12 protein-coding genes are annotated in these 17,279 nt (G+C 70.9%); 5 read left to right on the top strand and 7 right to left on the bottom strand.

Annotated features, from left to right (window positions below; translation table 11 throughout):
* The first annotated feature begins 128 nt into the window (after positions 1–128).
* The gene (locus KIH74_RS20590) at positions 129–1,196 is read left to right on the top strand and encodes an App1 family protein phosphatidate phosphatase (RefSeq protein ID WP_214157637.1); all 1,068 of its coding nucleotides are present in this window, start codon (positions 129–131) and stop codon (positions 1,194–1,196) included.
* Between the two features lie 20 nt (positions 1,197–1,216).
* On the top strand, positions 1,217–2,095 hold the full coding sequence (locus KIH74_RS20585) for an aminoglycoside phosphotransferase family protein (RefSeq protein ID WP_214157636.1): 879 nt from the start codon (positions 1,217–1,219) through the stop codon (positions 2,093–2,095).
* A 150-nt stretch (positions 2,096–2,245) separates the two neighbouring features.
* On the opposite strand, the gene KIH74_RS20580 is transcribed toward KIH74_RS20585, so the two are convergent.
* The 3 genes from KIH74_RS20580 to KIH74_RS20570 all read right to left on the bottom strand — a co-directional run bounded on the left by KIH74_RS20580 (position 2,246) and on the right by KIH74_RS20570 (position 6,078).
* Positions 2,246–3,226 (bottom strand): phosphatase PAP2 family protein, encoded by a 981-nt coding sequence (locus KIH74_RS20580; protein ID WP_214157635.1) that lies wholly within the window; start codon positions 3,224–3,226, stop codon positions 2,246–2,248.
* Positions 3,227–3,676: 450 nt separating this feature from the next.
* Entirely contained in the window at positions 3,677–5,419 is a 1,743-nt protein-coding gene (locus KIH74_RS20575) for an aldehyde dehydrogenase family protein (RefSeq protein ID WP_308113933.1), read from the bottom strand.
* 116 nt (positions 5,420–5,535) lie between these two features.
* Positions 5,536–6,078: a hypothetical protein gene (locus KIH74_RS20570; RefSeq protein WP_214157634.1), complete on the bottom strand. Its 543-nt coding sequence runs from the start codon at positions 6,076–6,078 to the stop codon at positions 5,536–5,538.
* 184 nt (positions 6,079–6,262) lie between these two features.
* Between KIH74_RS20570 and KIH74_RS20565 the strand changes: the two genes are divergently transcribed.
* Together KIH74_RS20565 and KIH74_RS20560 are read left to right on the top strand one after the other, a co-directional pair.
* Positions 6,263–6,529: a GlsB/YeaQ/YmgE family stress response membrane protein gene (locus KIH74_RS20565; RefSeq protein ID WP_214157633.1), complete on the top strand. Its 267-nt coding sequence runs from the start codon at positions 6,263–6,265 to the stop codon at positions 6,527–6,529.
* Positions 6,530–7,028: 499 nt separating this feature from the next.
* Complete coding sequence (locus KIH74_RS20560; protein ID WP_214157632.1) at positions 7,029–8,882, top strand: acyl-CoA dehydrogenase; 1,854 nt, start codon at positions 7,029–7,031, stop codon at positions 8,880–8,882.
* Positions 8,883–8,924: 42 nt separating this feature from the next.
* On the opposite strand, the gene KIH74_RS20555 is transcribed toward KIH74_RS20560, so the two are convergent.
* From KIH74_RS20555 to KIH74_RS20540, 4 genes are all read right to left on the bottom strand, one after another.
* On the bottom strand, positions 8,925–9,722 hold the full coding sequence (locus KIH74_RS20555; RefSeq protein WP_214157631.1) for a hypothetical protein: 798 nt from the start codon (positions 9,720–9,722) through the stop codon (positions 8,925–8,927).
* 161 nt (positions 9,723–9,883) lie between these two features.
* Positions 9,884–11,899 (bottom strand): S9 family peptidase, encoded by a 2,016-nt coding sequence (locus KIH74_RS38795; RefSeq protein ID WP_214157630.1) that lies wholly within the window; start codon positions 11,897–11,899, stop codon positions 9,884–9,886.
* A 13-nt stretch (positions 11,900–11,912) separates the two neighbouring features.
* Positions 11,913–13,982 (bottom strand): bifunctional copper resistance protein CopD/cytochrome c oxidase assembly protein, encoded by a 2,070-nt coding sequence (locus KIH74_RS20545; protein WP_214157629.1) that lies wholly within the window; start codon positions 13,980–13,982, stop codon positions 11,913–11,915.
* Positions 13,983–14,018: 36 nt separating this feature from the next.
* On the bottom strand, positions 14,019–14,828 hold the full coding sequence (locus KIH74_RS20540) for a carbon-nitrogen family hydrolase (RefSeq protein ID WP_214157628.1): 810 nt from the start codon (positions 14,826–14,828) through the stop codon (positions 14,019–14,021).
* Positions 14,829–15,004: 176 nt separating this feature from the next.
* Here KIH74_RS20540 and KIH74_RS20535 point away from each other — a divergent pair, with 176 nt between their 5' ends.
* The gene (locus tag KIH74_RS20535) at positions 15,005–16,708 is read left to right on the top strand and encodes an MDR family MFS transporter (RefSeq protein ID WP_214157627.1); all 1,704 of its coding nucleotides are present in this window, start codon (positions 15,005–15,007) and stop codon (positions 16,706–16,708) included.
* Positions 16,709–17,279: the final 571 nt, after the last annotated feature.

Genomic DNA, 17,279 nt, shown 5'->3' with positions numbered 1-17,279 from the left:
TTCCGGCTTCACGTCCTCGGTTGCGCAGGCGGTCCACCTTCTCAGCACGTCGCAGTTTCACCTGCCACGTCGTCCTCACCCGTGCTCTTCGAACTGCACGTCGTGACGGGCCGTCATTAGGATGCGGCATGACTGCACCGACGCCGACCGGGCTGCATCGAGGTGCCCGCATCGAAGACGCGGTGATGAAACGCATCGCCGCCGTGCTGAACCGCTTCGGCTGGCGGCCGCTCGCGGTTCCCTACACCGGTTATGGATCGGCCCCCGCCGAGGGCGAGGGCTGGGCCCGGGTGCTGATGCGGGTGAAGCTGGCCCCGCCGCGGGCCGGCCTGCCGCCCAGCGGCGCCGAGGAGGAGGACGAGGGCGGGCGCTGGTGGCGCAAGTTCTTCACCGTCGGAATGGCCGGGATTCCGCTGACCGTGCAGGTGGGCAGCCGGCTGCACGAGGTCAGCAGCGGGCGCGGCGGTTACGTCGACACGGTGCTGGAGAGCGACCTGGCACCCGGCTGGCACGAGCTCCCGGTGCGGCTGACCGGCCGGGCGACGGCGACCGGGCAGATCCGGGTGGTCGGCCCGGACGAGCGGTTCGGGCTGGTCAGCGACATCGACGACACGGTGATGGTCACCGCCCTCCCCCGGCCGCTGCTGGCCTTCTGGAACACCTTCGTGGTGAAGGAGACCAGCCGCCGGCCGGTGCCGGGCATGGCGACGCTGTACGGCCGCCTGCGCGAGAAGGAACCGGACGCGCTGGTCGTGTACCTGTCCACCGGCGCCTGGAACGTGGCCCGGGCGATCTCCCGCTTCCTCGACCGCCACGACTACCCGCACGGCCCACTGCTGATGACCGACTGGGGGCCGACGGACGACGGCTGGTTCCGGTCCGGCCGCCAGCACAAGCACCGCGAACTACGGCGCCTGGTCAGCGAGTTTCCGCAGCTGCGCTGGGTTCTCGTCGGTGACGACGGTCAGCACGACCCGCAGCTGTACGAGGAACTGGCCGACGAGGTTCCGGCCGCCCTGCGAATGGTGCTGATCCGGCAGCTCTCCCCGGTGGAACAGGTGCTGACACACGGTTCGCCGGTGCCGCCGGAGAACCAGGCCCTGCTGGCTCCGAGCCCCGTGCCGTGGCTGCACGGCCCGGACGGCGCGGCGCTGGCGGCCCAGCTCGATCCCGATTCCACGGTCGCGGAGCCGTAGACGCCGTGTCCTCGGGATACATGCATGACGACGAGGTGGCCATTACCGAAGAGACCGCCAAAGGCCTTATCTTTCAGCAATTCCCGGCCTGGACAGACCTCCCGGTACAGCTCCTCGACGCAATCGGCACAGAGAACACGATCGTCCGGATCGGCGACGACCTGGCCGCCCGTTTCCCCCGTCGTCCCACCACCCAGGCGCGCCTGGAGGCCGAGGCGCGGGCCCTCGGCAGCCTCGCCGAGCACGTCACGTCCCCGCGTCCCGTCGCCCTCGGCCGCCCCGGCCCCGGCTTCCCCCAGCCCTGGAGCGTGCAGACCTGGCTGCCCGGCACGCCCGCCTCCGACGACGAAACTGTGCACTCCTCACACGATCTCGCCCGTGACCTGGCCGCCCTGATCAACACCCTGCGCGAGATCGACACCCAGGGGCGGACCTTCGACCGCGCCGGACGAGGCGGCGACCTGCTCCGTCACGACGCCTGGGTGGACACCTGCCTGCGGCGCAGCGCGGGTCTCCTCGACGTCCACCATTTACGAGAACTCTGGACGCACCTGCGTGACCTGCCCCGCGAAGCCCCCGACACGATGTCCCACGGCGACCTGATCCCCGGCAACATCCTGGTGTCGGACGGACGGTTCACCGGGGTGCTCGACGGCGGCGGCTTCGGCCCGGCCGACCCGGCCCTGGACCTGATCGTCGGATGGCATCTGCTCGACCACGAGCCGCGCGAAACCTTCTGGGCAGCAATGGATGTCAGCGACCTTGACCGGGAACGCAGCCAGGCCTGGGCCCTCGAGCAGTCGATGGGGCTGGTCTGGTACTACGCGCAGACCAACCCGGCGATGAGCCGGATGGGACGACGCACGCTGGACCGCCTGATGTCGGCGCGCGGCCGCTGAGGCTCATTCACAGACCGCGGCTCCGTCCCCACGATTTTAGGACGCCCGAGCACCGATTGTGCTCAATTCGCACCAATCGGTAGCGGTGGCCTCGCGGAAGCGGCCCGCCCCGAATCCGGGACGGGCCGTTCCGAACAGGTTCGGCAGCGGTCAGCCGACCGCCTCGCGGCCTCCGGACGCCTCCACCAGCACCGCTTCCGACGGCGCCTCGGCCGGTGCGTCAGCGGCCGACAGATCCACCGTCGTGGAGGCCGAACGAGTGCGGCGCGCGGCCCGGTAGGCACGGCCGCGGGCCATCAGCCGCGGCGTGACCCAGCAGGCGATACCCGCCACGACCAGCCCGGTGACGACGTCGAGCACATAGTGGTTACCCGTCACCACGACCGTCACCGCGACACCGGCCGGGTAGAGCCACCCCCAGCGCCGGGCGAACCGGCCGCCGCTGCGGCGCCAGGCCCAGGCACACCACACCGCCCAGCCGACGTGCAGACTCGGCACGGCGGCGTACTGGTTGGTCAGGTGCTCGAAGCCGCGGGGCGCGCTCGCCCCGGCGCCCCACCAGCCGTAGTCCGACCAGACCCGGAGCATGTCCATCCAGGCGAAGCCGGGCAGCAGCCGGGGCGGGGCCACCGGCATGGTGATGTAGACGACCAGCCCCATCGCCGACATCACGATCAGTGAGAACAAGGCCGACTGGTACGCGGACGGGTGCCGGCGCCACAGCCAGATCAGCACCAGCGGGGTGACCAGGTAGTGCAGGCTGGCATAACCCATCGACAGCGGCACCGCAAGGGCACCGTGCTGCAACGCCCAATGATTGACGTCGAGAACCCAGCCGAAGCCGAGTTCGTCGTCCAGGCGCAGGATCTCCTGCCCCCGCCGGACCGCGGCCGTGACGTCTTCGGACGCGAAAGTACGCCCCAGGGAGTAGGCGAAATAGGCACCGACAACGAGCAGCAGCTGGCCGACGACACCCCCTCGCGGACGCGACGGCTTGCCCGGGCCCGAATCCCGACCGGACGCCGACGACTGCTTAACTGGTTTAACCGCAACGCTTTTGCGTTCCGGAGCGCGCTCGTAAAGGTTGTCACCGGCGCTCGGCGGAACCCACCCGGCAGGACACACAGCCATTAGACCAACCCGACGTCCGACGGGCGGAAGCCTTGCACGGCCAGCGCCTTTCCCCACCTCGCCCGTAACACTGACCGCATGCGCCCGCTCCCGTCGTCGACCCACATCCACGCCCCCACGCGAGGGGCCCAAGAACCTAGGTAATGGTTTATCGCCGGTCAGGCGATTTGGCATCCTCCTGCGGTTGTACAACCACAGCAGTAGGACCAGGCACGTACATATCGAAAAAGGGCGTGCGCCATCATCAAACGCCGCGCAGGCTTCACCGAAGCTCCGCAATCCGGCGGTTCACCGTGACTTAACGATCACCCGCTGCGGCGCATTCCGCCATTCCAGGCGTCGTAGCCCATTCGTGACCAGGGGTTCCCCGGCATCGCGTCATGCCAGACAGAGCCACGAGCCGTCGTCATCCGGACACCGAGACCTGTGATCTGGGGCATGTTCCCCGGCTCAGCCCCGAAGTGCGGAGAAGAGAATCCTCGGCAACCGGTCCCAGCCCGGGCGGGCGGCGAAGGCCGTGAGTGCAGCGCCGGTGGTGTGTGCGGTGCGATTACCCACGAACCACGGCGGCCGGGGCGGGGTCAGGGCGAGTTCACCGCTCAGCAACGACCGAGGCGCCGGGCGGAACGGCCCACGGATGACGGTTCGTTCCGGCTGCTCCAGGAGCAGCGCGTTGTGCACCGTTCCGATTCCGCTTCCGACGTCGGCCAATTCGTTGCCCGGAAAGGCCCCCCAGGGCACGTTCGGCAGCTGGAAGGCCACCCCGATCCAGACATTGATCCCGATGCACCCGTACCGCAGCCGGGCCACCTCGGTGTCGAAGTCCGCCCCCAGCTCCCGCCGACTGGCCGGGTGCACGATCAGGCAGGCCCCCAGCGTGCCGCTCAGTGAGTCGTTGGCCAGGGTGACGGCCGCGGTGAGGAAGTCGCGTCCCAGGCCGGGCAGCGTCACCACGGTCAGTCCGGGGCCGAAAACCTCTGTGGTGAAAAGATCTTCAAGATCTGCCGGATCACCCGAGGCGTCCATCGGGCCGAGCAGCACGCGGCCACCGGCGAGCGTCTCGACCTGGGTCCCGGTCTCCGGCCCGGCCGTGCGGAACGCCTCCATCCGCCGGTCGCTGCCGGGGTAGTAGGCGACGCGCTCCGGGGCCGCGGCCAGGGCCCGGCGCAGCTCGGCCAGGAACTGGTTCTTCTGCGCCCAGTCCGAGCTGATCACCACGACCTGGGCGGCCACGCAGTTGTAGCCGTTGTTGTGCAGTTTCTGCCCCGCCAGGTTCTCCGCCTGGTACCGCAGATCGGCCCGCGACCAGCGGCCGGGCAGCACGATCGCCGGCGACACCCCGCCGAGTTCGCTGGTGATCGGTTTCTCCAGCAGCGGGGTGCCGGCCTGCCGGCGGGCGGCCCCCTCCGGCCCCGGCCCGAACACGATCGCGTCGTGCGTGTGCCGGCTGCCGGTGATGTGGACGTGCCCGACCAGGGGGTGCTTCACCAGGTAGTCGCCCACCTCGGCGTCGCCGGTGACGATCCGCATCACGCCGAGTTCGGTGAGCGGCCGGAAGATCGCCTGGAACACCCCCAGCAGCGGGTCGGTGACCGGATTCAGCTTCACCAGCACCACACGGTTGGCGGTGAACAGTTCGTGCAGTGCGTCGAGCACCGGGATCGAGCTGATGTTGCCCGCCCCGAGCACCGCGCCGACCCCTCCGGTCCGGCCGGTCTCGCGCTGCGCCCGCCCCGCCCGGTCACGCACGTCCTGCTCGGTCACGCCGGGCGGCATCCAGACGTCCGCCGTGTAGCCGCCGAGCACCACCCGGTCCACCGGGTCGTGGGGCAGCACCCGCACGGTGACCCGGCCGCCCGGGGCGGTGCCGAAGCGGTGCCCCTCCACCGGGCTCCGCCCGGCTTGCAGGGCACGCAACGAATCGATGAGCGCGGCCAGCCCGTTCAGCGTGGCGTAGGGCCCCGACATCCACTCCTCCCCGACCAGCGGGGAGTCGGTGGCCAGGCCCTTGATCCCGGCGCAGGCCCGCACCCAGTCCTGGGCGTAGGTGGCGGTGAGGGCGTGCACACGGGCCAGCAGGAGCCGTCTGGCGGGCAGCGACGTGCGCCCCCAGACCTCGGTGCCCCGGTCCAGATCGGCCAGGGCGGAGTCGACGGCGCTGAACCTCCGGTGCAGGGGAGCCTCGGTAGTCACCGATCCATCATGGTTCCCGCACTGCACTCTTGGCGATGGCCACACAGCACAAAACGCGTGCAATTCGCCACTCTCCGCTACCGGGGCAAAAATGTGGGACGACGAAAAGACCCGGCTCAGCCCAGCGACTCGACCAGCTCGTCCGGCCGCGACGTGCTCAGGACCAGCTCGTTCGCGACCGCGTACCGCCAGCCGGTGAGCCGCACCCGGGCCGGCGCGCGCAGGGTGACGCGGACGAAGTGGACCGGTCCGCCGCGGGTCACGGTGGCCCGTCCTGAGCCGAACGGTACGTCCAGCCCCAGGCCGATCGGGCTGAGCGTCATCGACGGGTCGTAGCGCTCGGCCCGGGTGATCAGGGTGCGAGGCACGGCGGTGCCGCCGATCAGCCCGAACCGCAGCGTCAGCTCACCCCCGTCGACGATGATCCGGCCGGTCAGCGCGCTGGCCAGGGCGACGAGCAGGACGGCCGCCGGGGCCAGCAGGGCGACGGTGAGCACGCCGGCCGGACCGGTCGGCAGCACGGCGAACAGAACGGCCGCCACGCCGATCGCCTGCATCGCACAGATCAGCGCCACCCCCACGGTGAGCCAGACCCAGGCGAGGCGCGGCCCCAGGTCGAAGATCTGGACACCCCGACCGCTATGACCGGTTTGAGCCATTCCGGAATTGTCGCGGGTCCACCCCCGGTCCGTCACCCGAACCGCGCTCGGTGCGCGACGACCGCCGGTCTGGCGGCCCGGACGGGTGGTGTTGCTCTCGAATTGCGAACGTTCACAAGTGGATCAATCTGGATCCAGCAACCGGGCCGAGGAGCGGCCCGGTCGTCCCACGAGGAGTGACCACATGACCGTCGCCGGCATTGTTTCCGCGATCATCGTCGGGTTGATCATCGGTGCCCTGGGGCGTCTTGTCGTCCCCGGCAAGCAGAACGTCCCGATCTGGCTGACCATCGTGATCGGTATCGTCGCCGCGCTGATCGGGACCGCCATCGTCGGCCCGCTGCGTGACACGGACGGCATCGACTGGATCGAGCTGCTCACCCAGGTCGTGCTGGCGGCCGTCGGCGTCGCCCTGGCCTCGAACTTCCGGTCGGGCCGCAGCATCCGCTGACCAGGAACCCACAGCACCAACCCTCACGCACGAGAGGCCGACCGCCCGGCAGGGCGGCCGGCCTCTCGGCATTTTGGCGGCGCTGTTTCACCGGTGCCGTTCCTCGGTTCGGTGCCGCCGGCGCCGCCATTACCGATGCCGCCGCCGCTCTCGCTGCCACCGTCACCATCGCCGCGCCGCCTGGCCGCCGCTGCCTGGCCACCGCTGCCGCCGCCTGGCCACCGCCACCGCCGACCGGCCACCGCTGCCGCCGACTCGCCACCGCCACCGCTGCGCCGTCTGACTGCCGCCGCCTGGCCATCGCTGCCGCCGACCGGCCACCGCTGCCGCCGGCTCGCCACCGCTGCTGCCGCTGCTGCCGCTGCGGGAACGTGCCCGTTGGACCGCATCAACGAGCACTTCAGCCATTGACTCCCTGGCCGGACCCGGATCCGTCCTCTAAAATTAAATTACTAAGCAGTAACTTAGTGGGCGCACCACCGGCCGAGGGGACACAACGATGAGTCACTACCGCCACAATCTGCGCGACGTCGAGTTCAACCTGTTCGAGGTCTTCGGCCGGGACCAGGTACTGGGCACCGCCCCCTTCGAGGACATCGACGGGGACACCGCCCGGGAGATGCTGCGCGAGATGGCCCGTCTCGCCACCGAGGACCTGGCTCCTTCCGCGATCGAGAGCGACCGGAATCCACCGGTTTTCACGCCGGACACCTACTCCGCCACGCTTCCGGCGTCCTTTGTCACCGCCTACAACGCCTACGTCGAGTCCGGCTTCTGGCAGATGGGCGTGCCGGAGGAGATCGGTGGTGTGCCCGCCCCGAGCTCGCTGCGCTGGGCGATGCTGGAGTTCCTGCTCGGGGCCAACCCGGCGATCCACATGTACGCCTCGGGCTTCGACTTCACCAACATGCTCTACCGCCTGGGCACCCCCGACCAGCGCCGGCTGGCCGAGCTGATGATCGAGAAGCGCTGGGGCGCAACCATGGTGCTGACCGAGCCGGACGCCGGGTCGGACGTCGGAGCGGGCCGCACCAAGGCCGTCAGCAACCCGGACGGCACCTGGAACGTCACCGGGGTCAAGCGCTTCATCACCTCGGGCGAGCACGACCTGAGCGACAACATCATCCACTTCGTGCTGGCCCGGCCGGAGGGCGCGGGCCCGGGCACCAAGGGCCTGTCGCTGTTCATCGTGCCGAAGTTCCACGTCGACCTCAAGACCGGCGAACTGGGCGAGCGCAACGGCGCTTTCGTCACCGGGGTCGAGCACAAGATGGGCCTGAAGGTGTCCACCACCTGCGAGCTGCGGTTCGGTGAGGTGGACGGCCTGGCGGCGTCGGGCACGCTGCTGGGCGACGTGCACGACGGCATCGCGCAGATGTTCCAGATCATCGAGAGCGCCCGGATGATGGTGGGAACCAAGGCCATCGCGACGCTGTCCTCGGGCTATCTGAACGCGCTGGACTACGCCAAGGAGCGGGTGCAGGGTGCCGACCTGACCCAGATGCACGACAAGTCCGCGCCCCGGGTCACCATCACCCATCACCCGGACGTGCGCCGGTCACTGATGACGCAGAAGGCGTACGCCGAAGGTCTGCGCGCGCTGGTGCATTTCACCTCGGTGCAGCAGGACGCGGTGAAGGTGGCGCAGGCCCGCGGCGAGCGGAACGAGGCGGCGGAGCGGCTCAACGACTTCCTGCTGCCGATCGTGAAGGGCGCCGGATCGGAGCGGGCCTGGCACCTGCTCGGGTCCGAAAGCCTGCAAACCTTCGGCGGTTCCGGCTTCCTCCAGGACTACCCACTGGAGCAGTACGTGCGCGACGCCAAGATCGACACCCTCTACGAGGGCACGACGGCGATCCAGGGCACCGACTTCTTCTTCCGCAAGATCGTGCGGGACCGCGGGCACGCCCTGACCCAGGTGATCGAGCAGATCACCGAGTTCGCCAAGGCCGACCCCGGCGACGGCCGTCTCGCGGCACAGCGGGAGGTGCTGGGACAGGCCTGCGAGCACTTCCAGGGCATGGTGACCCACCTGGTCACGGTGGTGAGCTCGGCCGACGTGCGGGTCGAGGGCGCCGACGTGAAGAACGTCTACAAGGTCGGCCTGAACACCACGCGGCTGCTGCTGGCCGCTGGTGACCTGCTGGTCGGCTGGCTGCTGCTGCGGCAGGCCGACGTCGCCCTGACCGCACTGGCGGGAACGGTGAGCGCCGCCGACAAGGCCTTCTACCAGGGCAAGATCGCGGCTGCGTCGTTCTTCGCGGCGCAGGTGCTGCCGCGTCTGGCGGTGGAGCGCTCGATCCTGGAGGGCACCGGCGACGAGCTGATGGAGCTGGACGAAGCGGCGTTCTGAGTGGGTCGCGGGCGCCACCGCTCAGGTGGCGCCCGCGATCCGTCAGTCGACCTGTTCCAGCTTCTGCACCTCGGCCGCGGCGAGCGTCTCGGCCAGCTCGGTGGCGTCTTCCTGATCGGTGCCGACGACCTGCACGCCCGCGACCAGTTCGTCGACCCGCACCACCACGCGCACGACCGACCGGCCGTCCGTGGTGGAGGCGGCGGCCCAGGTCTGCTGCGAGCCCTCCACCTCGGTGCGGAGGATGTCGACCGGGTCGTTCCAGGTGCAGTTGCCGGTGTCGCCGGCCAGGGTGGTGAGGGCGTCGGCCGCGGCGTCGGTGCTGGCCCAGCGGGTGACGGTGAGCGCCACGTCGCTGCTGCCGCTCCAGCGCCACTCACGCTGCTGGGCGTTGTCGGTGCTGCCCGGCTGTGCGGCGGCCGTGCCGCTCGGGCCGGAGCTGGCGCAGTTCAGCCCGGCGACCAGGGCCGGATCGACCGACCCGGAGCTCGCCCCGGCGGCGGCGCCCGACAAGGTGGACCCGGCAGGCAGCTCGCCCGCGGTGAAACCGACCGATTCAGGCACTCCTTCGGCAGCCTGCTCCTGCTGTCTCGGCAGCAGGGCGGCGCTCTGGACGTCAGTCGGTCTGTCGGCCGAGGCCAGCTGCCAGCCCACCGGAACGGCGATCAGCACGGCCAGCGCGCCGACCGCGGCACCCAGCCGTTGCGTGCGCACGTGCCGGGCACGCCGTCTGCCGCCCGCCGCGAGTGCGGCGACGTCAACCGTGGTGTCGTCCAGCCGTTCGTGCAGAGCGACGTCGAGTCGCGCTGCGAGCTCGTCGTCCGCTCCGTGCTCCGTCATGCCGCGCCTTTCCTCACTTCTCAGGTCCCGTGCGCCGCATCCATCGGCGTCCTCCCGGCAGGCAGACGCGGGACGCGGAGTAAACGTTGCATGGTCAACAGAAAGTTTCCCGGGTGGGTGCCCGGGTGCACCACCACCCGGACCGCCGATCCGAAATCGGCCTAACGCAGCAGGTCAGGGGCTTGCCACGGTTCTCCCAGCAGGGTCTGCGCGAGGAACGCGAACACCGTCTCGTACCAGAGCCGGCTGTTCTGCGGCTTGGCCACCCAGTGGTTCTCGTCGGGGAACACCAGGAGCCGGTGCGGCATGGTGCCGTCGTCGGTGACGGCCTGCTCGCCCAGCTGGGTGTACATGGCGAGGGCCTCGCCGATCGGCACCCGGTGGTCCTGCTCACCGTGAATGATCAGCATCGGCGTGGTGATCGAGGCGAGGTGCCGCGAAGGGGAGTTCTGCGCGCGGGTTTCCGCAGTCATCGTGTGCGGCATGTAGTAGGGCACGTCGGTGGTGCGGGCGAAGGTTTCCAGGTCCCAGAGCCCGGCGTGCGACACGATGCCCCGGAAGCGGCCGGTGTGCCCGGCGATCCAGTTGGCCAGGTAGCCGCCGTAGGAGGCGCCCATCGCGGCGGTGCGTTCGCCGTCGATGTCGTCGCGGGCCACCACGGCGTCGGTGATCGCCATCAGGTCGGTGTAGGGCGTGCCGCCCCAGCCGTCCCAGCCCCGGCGGACGAAATCGAGGCCGTAGCCGGTGGACAGGGCCGGGTCGGGCAGCAGCACCGCATAGCCCCGGGCCACGGCCGGCCACGGGTTCCAGCGCCAGTGCCAGGCCCGCCAGGAGTCGTGCGGACCGCCGTGCACCCACAGCAGCAGCGGGGCCGGGCGGCCGTCCTCGTGCCCGGCAGGCAGGACCAGCCAGCCACGCACGTCGTAGCCGTCCTCGGCGGTGACGTGCACCTCGGTCAGCGTTCCCGGCACGGCCGGGGCGGAGACCGGGCCGCGCAGGGTGGTGACCTCGCCGGTCAGCGGGTCGATCCGGACCGGCGTGGGTGGGACGTCGACAGTGCTGCGCAGGGCGTAGGCGACGGTGCCGTCGCGGGCGAGCAGCAGGTCGGTGAAGGTGCCCTCGCCGGTGAGCCGGCGCACGGTGCCCAGGGTCAGGTCGACGCGGAACACCGGGCGGCGGCCGTGGTCGTCGGCCGTGACCAGCAGGGTGCCGCCGTCGGGCGTCCACACCGGGGCGGCGGCGGGCCAGCGGTCCCAGCCCGGGGCGGCCTCGTGCGGCTCGCCGCCGTCCAGGTTCAGCACCATCAGACGCAGGTCGAACGGCTCGTCGACGGTGGGCAGCGACTCGGCCAGGAACGCCACCCGGGTGCCGTCGGGAGAGACCGCCAGGCCGGAGAACTCACTGGTGCGGTCGTCGAGCAGAGTGCGGCGGGTGCCGGTGGCCACGTCGATCGTCACCAGGGTGGAGCGGACCTGCCCACCGGCGCCGACCACCTGCCAGACGCCGATCACCGTGGTGCCGTCCGGGGTGACCACGTACTCCGGGTCGGGGTGCAGGGCCGGGCCGGTGTGCCCGGTCAGGTCGCGCGCGGCCGGTTCGCCGTCCCCGGTCTGCGACAGCACGAAGAGCCGGTCGGCCTCGGGCCCGTGGAACCGGTCCCAGAACCGGAACGGGCTGCTCTCGTGCAGGGTGGCGCTGATCTTCAGCTCACGCCGGGCCCGGTGGCGCCGTTCGTCGTCACCGGTTCCGGTGGACGACGGAAAGACCGGCGACGTGATCACCACCGTGCCCGCCCCGGCCGCGACCGCCGTGCTGCTCACCCCGCCGGGCCGGGTGGCGAACGGCCGGGCCTCACCGCCGTCGGCGGGCAGGAGCCAGAGCGAGGGCGGCCGATCGCCCCCGTCGTCGTCCGGATCGGGCCGCGAGGAGACGAACAGCAGGTCGCCGTCCGGCCGGAAGACCGGCCCGGACTCGTTCTGCGCACCCCAGGTCAGCCGCCGGGCGGACGGCCCCTCCGGGTCGGGCGAGACCTGCCACAACGAGCTGACGTAGCTCGTGCGCTGCGGGCCGAGCGCCGCCACCGAGGTGACCAGCCGGGTGCCGTCGGGCGACAGCGCCAGTCCGGCGACCCGGGGCAGCTCGAGCAGAGCGTCCAGATCAGTGAAGTCAGGATTCACCCGATTTGTCCTATCACGAAGCGGGTGGCTTCTCGTCCTCCCCGGCCCCTTCGGGCGCAGTGGGCGCGGGCTTCTTGCCCGACAACCTGGCCAGCATCTGGTTGTACGCCTCCAGCTCGGCGTCGCCGTCGCGGTCGGCCTTGCGGTCGTAGCGCCGGGACTCCCGGGCGTCGGAGCGGGCCCACTGGAACATCAGCACGACCGCGATCAGCAGCGTCGGCACCTCGCCGATGCCCCAGCCGATGCCGCCGCCGGTCTGCTGGTCGGCCAGCAGGCTCTCGCCCCAGGTGCGGCCCAGGTTGCCGAAGAAGTCCGGCTGGAGCACGGTTTCGCCGTTCATCAGGGCCAGGAAGAAGAACGCGTGGAAGGCCATGGTGGCCAGCAGCACGATCAGCCTCAGCGGGAAGCCCATCCGCCGGGGGCCGGGATCGACACCGATCATGGTCCAGGTGAACAGGTAGCCGCTGAACAGGAAGTGCACGTCCATCAGCTCGTGCCCGGTGTGGGTGGTCAGCGCCAGCTGGAACAGACCGGAGTAGTAGAACACCACCAGGCTGCCGGCGAACAGCGCGGCCGCCACCGGCGGGAACGAGATCAGCCGCAGGTAACGGGATTCGGTGACGATCAGCAGCCACTCGCGCGGGCCGCGGCTGCCGTCCTTGCGCACCGCGAGGGTGCGCAGGGCCAGCGTGACCGGGGCGCCGAGCACCAGCAGCGGCGGCACGATCATCGAGAGCATCATGTGCATGACCATGTGACCGCTGAACGTGACCCGGCCGTAGACCGCCGGGCCGCTGCACGTGGTGTACACCAGCACGGCCAGGCCGAGCAGGATGGCGACGGTGCGGCCCACCGGCCAGGCGTCGCCCCGGCGGCGCAGCCGGTACACGCCGGTGAGGTAGGCGACCAGCCCGACGCCGGCGATGAGCACCCACATCAGGTCGGGCTGCCACTGGGTGATCCAGCGGGCCGCGGTGGGTTCCGGCGGCATCGGGTAACCGGTGACGGCCTGGGCGATGTCGAGGGTGGGCTCACCGGCGTTCGGCGGGGGCGTGCGCGACAGGGCCGAGGCCAGGCCGAAGGCGATCGCCATGATGCCGAGCTCGACCACGGCCAGGCGGGTGAAGGCGCCCCGCTTGCCGGCCGCCAGGTCGGGCAGCGTGGACGCGCGGTGGCGGTAGCCGAACAGGCCGAGCAGCACCAGCGCCACGGTCTTGCCGAGCAGCAGCAGGCCGTAGCTGTTGCCCAGGTTGCCCAGGCTGCCGATCCGCAGCCAGGCGTTGATCAGGCCGGACGCGGCGACCGCCAGGAAAGACCAGAGCGCGAAGGTGGAGTAGCGCTGCGCCGCGTCGGCCAGCACCCCGGTCTTCAGGGTGGGCGCGAGCAGCAGCAGGGCTGCCAGGCCGCCGACCCACACCGAGGCGCCGACCAGGTGCAGGCCCAGGCTGGTGACGGCGGTCTGGTGGTCGGCGCTGCTGCTGGCATGGCCGTTCAGCGCGGTCGGCACCAGCGCGGCCAGCGACCCGCCGGCCAGCCAGGCGGCCGAGGTGGTCTTGACCGCACCGGCCGCGAGCAGGCCGATCACCGCGGCTCCGGCCGCGGTCAGGCCCAGTCCGCGGCCCAGGTCGATGTCCCGGGTGTAGGCCACCAGCTGACTGCCGAAACCCGGGCTGTCGATGGACGATCCGAGCACGTCGGCCAGATTGAACACGAGCAGGGCGATCGCGGCCAGGGCCCAGACCGTGGCGGCGGCCGCGGCGATCAGGAAGGCCGGGCGGTGTGCCTGGCCCTGCTTGCCCACCGGCAGCGCCACCGCGGTCAGCAGCAGCACGCCGACCGTGACCGAGCCGGCGATGTCGGCGATCACCCGGGCGAAGATCAGGCCCCAGCGCACCAGCGGCCCGGCGTCTTGCAGGATGCTCGGCGCGACCGCGCCGGAACCCGCGGCCGCCGCACCGGCCGTGCCGAGGGCCAGCACGACCAGGACGGTGCCGACCGCCGCCATCCGGCCGGCCAGTGCCGGGTCCACCCCGCCCGCGCCACGCCCACCGGCCGTGCGGGGGGTCGTCGTCGTACTGCTCACCTGGTCGTCATCCACTTCACCCGGGGGCCGCTAGATCTACAGTCGCCGGTCGGCCAGCACCGGGAACTGTTCCCGGTACGTGCCGATCCCGGCCAGGTCGACGTCTGCGACGAGAACGGTCTCGTCGTCACCGGCCTCGGCCAGCACCTCACCGGTGGCCGAGACCACCTGGCTGTGCCCACCCATTCTGGTGCCCGCGTGGGTGCCGGCCGTGTTGCACTGAACCACGACGGCCTGGTTCTCCACCGCGCGGGCCCGGCCGAGCAGCCGCCAGTGCTCCACCCGGGCCGCCGGCCAGGCGGCGGGCACCACGAAGAGCCCGGCCCCGGCCTGGGTCAGGCCCCGGAACAGCTCGGGGAAGCGCAGGTCGTAACAGGTGGCCAGCCCGGCGGTGACGGTGTGGCCGCCGGCCCGCAGGGGCACGGTGACCAGCTCGGTGCCGGCCTCGATCAGGTCGGGCTCACCCGCGGCGAACCCGAACCGGTGCACCTTGCGATAACTGACCAGGGGCGTGCCGTCGCGGGCGATCAGTACCGAGGTGTTCCACAGACCGCGCCCGTCGGGGCCCCGGTCGGCGTGCGGCGCCGCGGCCTCGATGATCGACCCGGCGTGCACGTAGGCGCCGATGTGCCGGGCGGCCCGGGCGATCGCGGTGACCGTGGGCCCGTCGAGCGGCTCGGCGGCGCCGGGCCAGCGGCGGTAACCGAAGCCGGTGGGCGCCCAGAGCTCGGGCAGCACCACCAGGTCGGCACCGGACTGGGCGGCGACCAGGGCCTCGGCCCGCCGCACCCGCTCGGCGACCGGCTCGTCGTCGCCGTAGGCCAGCTGGAGCACGTGTACGCGCATGCCCGGAAGCGTACGTCGGGGGTCTGTCAGTCCTGCGCCGAGCCGTTGCCTGACACAATCACCGCACCGTCACGGCGCCGGGACTTACTCCCCGGCCCCGATCCGCCGATGCCCCCCTGACCGACGTCGGCACCGCCATGCCCGCGCACCGCCCAGACCCGATCATGAGGAGCCCGATGTCCACCCCGACACCACCGGAGCCGGAACCCGGGCAGATGACGGCCGATCCGGGCACCACGCCGGAACCCGGTGCCGCGACGGCGCTCACTCACCGCCAGATCGTCGTCATCATCAGCGGCCTGATGATGGGCATGCTGCTGGCGGCGCTGGACCTGACCATCGTCTCGACGTCCATCCGCACCATCTCCGACGACCTGGACGGCCTCAGCATCCAGGCCTGGGTGACCACGGCCTACCTGATCACCTCGACGATCAGCACCCCGCTCTACGGCAAGCTGTCCGACCTCTACGGCAGACGCCCGTTCTTCCTGACCGCGATCTCGCTGTTCGTGGTCGGCTCGGCGATGTGCGGGTTCGCCCAGGACATGTACCAGCTGGCGGCCTTCCGGGCGTTCCAGGGACTGGGCGCGGGCGGTCTGTTCTCGCTGGCGCTGGCCATCGTCGGCGACATCGTGTCGCCCCGCGAGAGAGCCCGCTACCAGGGCTACTTCCTGGCCGTGTTCGGTTCGTCCAGCGTGCTCGGCCCCCTGGTCGGCGGGTTCTTCGCGGGTGCCGACACGATCCTGTGGGTCAGCGGCTGGCGCTGGGTGTTCCTGATCAACGTGCCGATCGGCATCGTGGCGCTCACCGTGGTCGCCCGGGTGCTGCACATCCCGCACACCCGGCGCGAGCACCGCATCGACCTGGCCGGCGCCCTGGCCCTCGCGGTCATGCTGGTGCCGCTGCTGATGGTGGCCGAGCAGGGCCGCGAATGGGGCTGGGGCAGCGGTGGCTCGATCGCCTGCTACGTGATCGGCGTGGTCGGTTTCCTGGCCTTCGTGACCGCGGAGCGGCGCATCGGTGACGACGCCCTGCTGCCGCTGCGCCTGTTCGGCAACCGGACCTTCAGCATCGGGTCCACGCTGAACCTGATCATCGGCATGGGCATGTTCGGCGGCCTGGCCGCGCTGCCGCTCTACCTCCAGATCGTGAAGGAGCACTCGCCCACCGAGTCCGGCCTGCTGATGCTGCCACTGACCGCCGGGATGATGACCGGCTCGATCGTCTCCGGCCAGTTCATCTCGAAGACCGGCCGGTACAAGGTGTTTCCGATCGCCGGCTCGGTGCTCTTCACCCTCGGCATGTTCCTCTACGCCACCATGAAAGTGGACACCCCGATCGTGGTGGTCGGCTGCTTCGCCCTGATCTTCGGCCTGGGGCTGGGCTTCAACATGCAGACGCTGGTGCTGGCCATGCAGAACTCGGTGCCGCCCCGCGACATGGGCGTGGCCACCTCGTCGGCCACGTTCTTCCGGCAGATGGGCGGCACGCTGGGCACCGCGGTGTTCCTGTCGGTGCTGTTCGGGTCGGTGGCGGGCAACATCTCCGACCGGATCGGCGAGGCCGCGGCCGACCCGGGCTCGGCGTTCAGCCAGGCGCTGAAGAACCCGTCCGTGACGTCCGACCCGGCCAACGCGCCGATCGTGAACCTGGTGACGAAGCACGACGCAGGTGGTCTGTCGATCGACGACTCCTCGTTCATCACCCAGCTCGACCCGGCGCTGGCCCGGCCGGTGCTGGAGGGCTTCGCCGACTCGATGCACCTGGTGTTCCTGATCGGCGCCTCGGTGCTGGTGCTGGCCTTCCTGCTGAGCTGGTTCCTGCCCGAGGAGAAACTGCGCACGCAGTCCGGTCTCCAGGCCCGCGCGGCGGCGGAATGACGGTGCGCCGGCGGAACCGGTGACGCGGGGAGCGGGCTCTCTCGTCGTCCACCAGGCACGTGACCCGAAGAACGGCGGCCGGATCACCGGCCGTCGTTGCGGCCTGCCCGGACAGTGGCCCGCCCCCGATCGCCGGGCCGCCTGAACTCAGCGGGCCGAGTTCGGCAGGTCCACACCGCGACGCCGGGGTGCACCGGCCCGCTCATGTGCGTGATCCGGGCCGACCGGTCCAGATCGCGTCCAAGTCCGGACCGACCGGTCCACAGCGCGTCCGGATCACGTCCGGATCACGTTCGGGTCCGGGCCGACCGGTCCGATCAGGGACGCCTGTCGCAGCTTCTCCGGGACGGACCGGTCGGTCCGGCAAGAGTCGGATGGATCGCCCGGTCCACACCCATGTGGTTTTCCGGTGAAGTCCCGGTGATTGCGCCGCCGATTCACCGGACCGGTCCGTTCGGTTCCGGTGACGTGCTCATCCTCACCGTTGTCGCGATGGCCTCGTCCGGCACTCGCGACACCCGCTGGACCACCGGAAACTCTTCTCGATCACGCAGAAGTGTCGGCCGGTGAC

This window comes from Kineosporia corallincola, from assembly GCF_018499875.1.
Lineage (GTDB): Bacteria > Actinomycetota > Actinomycetes > Actinomycetales > Kineosporiaceae > Kineosporia > Kineosporia corallincola.
The sequence above is the reverse complement of the archived record's forward strand: the minus strand, read 5'-3'. Positions and strand labels throughout refer to the sequence as shown.